5 protein-coding genes and 2 pseudogenes are annotated in these 3,250 nt (G+C 42.9%); all 7 read right to left on the bottom strand.

Annotation, left to right across the window (positions count from 1 at the left end; translation table 11 throughout):
* Positions 1 to 126 (bottom strand): annotated as a pseudogene (locus IQ234_RS20375) (ISL3 family transposase); the annotation flags it as partial.
* A gap of 201 nt (positions 127 to 327) precedes the next feature.
* Positions 328 to 453, bottom strand: a pseudogene (locus IQ234_RS22035) (transposase family protein); the annotation flags it as partial.
* Positions 454 to 477: 24 nt separating this feature from the next.
* Complete coding sequence (locus IQ234_RS20365; protein WP_185240547.1) at positions 478 to 1,152, bottom strand: DUF1345 domain-containing protein; 675 nt, start codon at positions 1,150 to 1,152, stop codon at positions 478 to 480.
* A 221-nt stretch (positions 1,153 to 1,373) separates the two neighbouring features.
* Positions 1,374 to 2,222 (bottom strand): HMA2 domain-containing protein, encoded by an 849-nt coding sequence (locus tag IQ234_RS20360; protein WP_193958406.1) that lies wholly within the window; start codon positions 2,220 to 2,222, stop codon positions 1,374 to 1,376.
* Positions 2,200 to 2,475, bottom strand: coding sequence for a hypothetical protein (locus tag IQ234_RS20355; RefSeq protein ID WP_193958405.1), 276 nt, complete (start codon positions 2,473 to 2,475; stop codon positions 2,200 to 2,202). The genes IQ234_RS20360 and IQ234_RS20355 overlap by 23 nt, the downstream gene beginning before the upstream one ends.
* Positions 2,476 to 2,487: 12 nt before the next feature.
* Positions 2,488 to 2,730, bottom strand: a complete 243-nt coding sequence (locus tag IQ234_RS20350; protein WP_193958404.1) for a hypothetical protein — start codon at positions 2,728 to 2,730, stop codon at positions 2,488 to 2,490.
* A gap of 112 nt (positions 2,731 to 2,842) precedes the next feature.
* The gene (locus tag IQ234_RS20345; protein WP_228008643.1) at positions 2,843 to 3,079 is read right to left on the bottom strand and encodes a DUF5132 domain-containing protein; all 237 of its coding nucleotides are present in this window, start codon (positions 3,077 to 3,079) and stop codon (positions 2,843 to 2,845) included.
* Positions 3,080 to 3,250: the final 171 nt, after the last annotated feature.

Genomic DNA, 3,250 nt, shown 5'->3' with positions numbered 1-3,250 from the left:
CCCACAACGAGGACAGATTGCTTTTTGATTTTTCGATTCGAGCCGGAAGACTATACCTATATTTTCTAGATGTAGATAGCCTTGAATAGAGGTTCCTTCTAGGTTCAAAAATTTGTCAAGTATCATAAGTAAAATACTCTGGTCTTTGGCTATTATATCAAATCTTAACTCAATTGTCTATCTTTTGGCATTAACTTGTTTGTGCCGTAAGTCTCTCCCTGTATGAATTTAAGCTATTTTTGAGACTAAGTACTCTCATCGAATTTTATTTTAAGTTAATTATTCGCATAACAATTACCGAAGAGCCAATTTTTTCTGTTCCTCTCGCTACAAACTAATGTCACTACTTGAAGCAGGTTTGCCCACTTCTATATCAACAATGTCAGTGCCATTAGGAGTGACAATTAGTTGATTCTTAAACGTATAATTTTTCTTTTTGCCTGAGTAATACTTTTTTTGTTTCTGACTTTTTCTATATTAAATGAGATTAGAAATTATGTTTACCACTAAACCGATGACTACTGCTACTAAGATAAAAGAGAGGATGGAATGAAAGAGTGTCATGCGTCGCATGGCAACACTTTCAATGGATACGTCTGATGTTTGGTAACACATAGCGATAGTAAAAGAGTAATACATAAAATCCCAATAATCCACCAGTTCTTGATTGGGAAAGTCTAAACCTTTGCGGTAAGCGGATGGATCTTCTGCGGATAGTTCATCGTAGTAGAGTCTGGCATAATAGAGAGCAAAAAAAGTATGTACCAGAGTCCAGGACAAAAAGATCGCTAATAGGGATAATCCCATGTGCAAATTCGTCAACAAGGGAGTCCATTGCTTCGAGTTGTTGAGTAATAAAGAAAGAGCAATTAACCCCATACCAGAAAATAGCAGCACAGCAAATAAAGTGCTAATACCCTTGGGTTCTTGCTGTTGAGACAAGCGAAATGTATCTTCCGCAGTCGCTTTGGACATTTGCACTGCTAAAACACTCAAATAACTTAGTATCGCTAGATCGTAAGCCAAGAGAAACCGCAATTCCTGGTAAAATTCTCCCGTGATTAAATAAACGAAAATTGCTACTGTCAGCGTGAAGAGAAACCGGTTGATGGGAGAAGTCAGCCGAAAAATCATTTTTTGCTTGGCGGTCATTTTTAAGAGCCTTGATTTTCACAGATATAGTTTAGTTGAAACGGTATGGTTTTCTCAGGATAGCCTAGCAGTCAATTCTCCGGTGAGAGCAGACAACTGGCCCCTCTCTTCCCTTCAGGTAAAAATTCTCGATCGAATTGGCAATTTAGTCCCAGACAAAGCCTAATCAGTTGCGCTGCTCGTACCTGAAATAGAGATTGCGAGCCTGTATTTTGGAATTTTTAAAGGTATTTGCGATATTTTTTCAATCGAGCTTCTCCAATAACGGCTAGGCGCTGCACATCGGCAAGGCATTGCTCCAATTCGGCGATCGCTTGCCTTTGCCCCGCTGCCAACTCTTGCCATTGTGCCTCAGACTCTGGGGTTTTGGGGAAGGCCACCAGCGCACCAGTGCCGGTGCTGGCAGCGCAATCTATGGTTGCTGGACTGTGGACGTACCACCGCCTCAACCAAGCTGAACCGATCGCTGCCACCGGCTGTAAGGCGGCGAGGCAGTCTTCTAGTTTCTCGATCGATTCAGCCTGCTCTTGACACTGGCGCCGCCAAGAATTGACGGGTAAGGCTTCCAGCTGCCGATAAACTAAAGTTTGGCTCGATATCTCGTTTAGAGGATTTTTATCATCTTTACTTTCCCCTGTCCGGGGACTGATCACTGTTTTGGTCCGTCCCACCTTTGCATCGGCCAGATTTTCCCTCACCGGCAATTTTTCTTCCGGGGGACGAGGAACTTGTTTTTCCGCTTTGAATTCGGCTTTCTGGGGGACTTCTGCCCCTGGGTTCGCCGAAGCTGCGGCCTTGCCGATCGCAGTTGCCAGTTCTTGCTCTAATTGTGCGGGAGAAATTTTCCCTTCAGCAAAGGTGACAATGATTGAGTTAGCCAAGGGGTTGATGCGGACGCTGGTGACGCTTTCTAGAGCAGCGATCGCTCCCTGGAGAAGGTTTTGTCCCGTTAGGTTTTGGCGCAGGGAAGGGACGCGCAAGCGGATTCGTCCAGGAAGTGAGCTAACCACTTGATAGGAGATTCCGGGGGTAGCATTTGTGGAAAATTCAGACGTGCCACCAAATAGCATAATAATTTAGCCAATAAGCATTGACAATAGGAACTTTATCATCTTTTACAGTAGATTTATTGATACTCCCTTGGCTTAAAGCCGAAGGGATTGCAGCGGTCTTGAAAAAGCGGCATAAATCCCCCTTACTCGCCAAGACATTGACTGCGAATTCTTTGAGTGCGAGGACGCAATGGTGTCCGAAATATCCTAACCCACAGACTAAAAATTGATCTAGTTTTAAGTTGCCATTACTGAAGTTAGGAGAGTTCACATTTCCCTCCGACTAATTTTTAGTTTCTGGTAAAAACTGAATGATATGTTTTCTAAATTCGTCCGCGACTTCTTTGGCCTCTTCTAAATACTTTTCATAGCGATGGGGATCTTTTAAAATATTAATTCCCCCTTGATTAAAGTCTTTTTTTTCTGCCCATTGTCGGGCAATTTCTTCAATGGGGTCGCAACAGAGATGAAGTGCCTTCTCAACGATTAGCTCTTTCAAATGTTCGTGCATATATTCTCGGGTCATTGTCGAACTCCTCCTTGATACTTTCCTTGAGATTTTAAAGGAGGGGGCTAAGAAAATGCCCCCCTACAAAATTGCAGTTATCGAGTGGGTTTCTCGATCGGTCAATTAGGGATTAGGATTGGGATGTTTCCTCTACGGAAGGGATTTTAGTCGTATTTCTTGCCGCCGCTGTTTCCGCTTTCGCTTCTGCCACTAAATCTTGCCAAGATTGACCAGCTTCGACAAAAGTAGCTTGCAGTTTTTCACTAGCCTCCATCCCTAATTTGATCCCGCTTTTGGCCGCATTGCGACCTGTATCTGTAATAGCTTTGCCGGTCTGGGGACTGGCTAAACTAACTAGGGAACCCAATACTAAAATTGCGACGACTCCAACACCGCCAACAACCAGTAATTAGACCTCCTGCAAAAATAGGAACTGATTATGTAAAATAAAGTAAAACACTCAGAAAAACAATGACTTACGAAAAAGTAAAAAATTTGAATCCAGAAGAGTTTAAACGCTTTTGTGGAGTATATCCTG

This window comes from Microcystis aeruginosa LEGE 91341 (genome assembly GCF_015206885.1).
In the GTDB taxonomy this organism is placed as follows: Bacteria; Cyanobacteriota; Cyanobacteriia; order Cyanobacteriales; family Microcystaceae; genus Microcystis; species Microcystis aeruginosa_H.
The sequence above is the reverse complement of the archived record's forward strand: the minus strand, read 5'-3'. Positions and strand labels throughout refer to the sequence as shown.